Source organism: Skermanella stibiiresistens SB22 (assembly GCF_000576635.1).
In the GTDB taxonomy this organism is placed as follows: domain Bacteria; phylum Pseudomonadota; class Alphaproteobacteria; order Azospirillales; family Azospirillaceae; genus Skermanella; species Skermanella stibiiresistens.
In genome coordinates, this window is record NZ_AVFL01000144.1 from 1 (window position 1) to 338 (window position 338).

Genomic DNA, 338 nt, shown 5'->3' on the forward strand with positions numbered 1-338 from the left:
CCTGCATGGCGTCGGCATCGGCCTGGTGCATCCGGTCATGGCGCTGGACTACCTGGCGCGCGGGCTGACCATCAAGCCGCTGGAACTGGACATCGGCTTTGCCTGCCTGCTGGTGTTCCGGCCCGGCACACCGCTTTCGGAAAACGCGCGGGCGTTGCTGAAAGCGATGCGCATCGAGCTGGAACGGGATCTCAAGCGGATCCGGACGGCGCTCAGTACTTGAAGCTCAGGCGCGCCCAGAAGGTGCGCCCGGGTTCGTTGAAGGCCGTGTTGGCGGCAAAGCCGAAGCCGGCGTCGCCCGCCAGGTTCAGGTGCTCGGCGTAGGTCTTGTTGAACAG

General features: G+C 65.7%; 1 protein-coding gene. It reads left to right on the top strand.

Features of this window, described 5'->3' with window-relative positions; translation table 11 throughout:
* A partial coding sequence (locus N825_RS35830) for a LysR family transcriptional regulator (RefSeq protein ID WP_037462564.1) occupies positions 1-223 on the top strand: 223 nt, incomplete at its 5' end.
* Positions 224-338 lie beyond the last annotated feature (115 nt).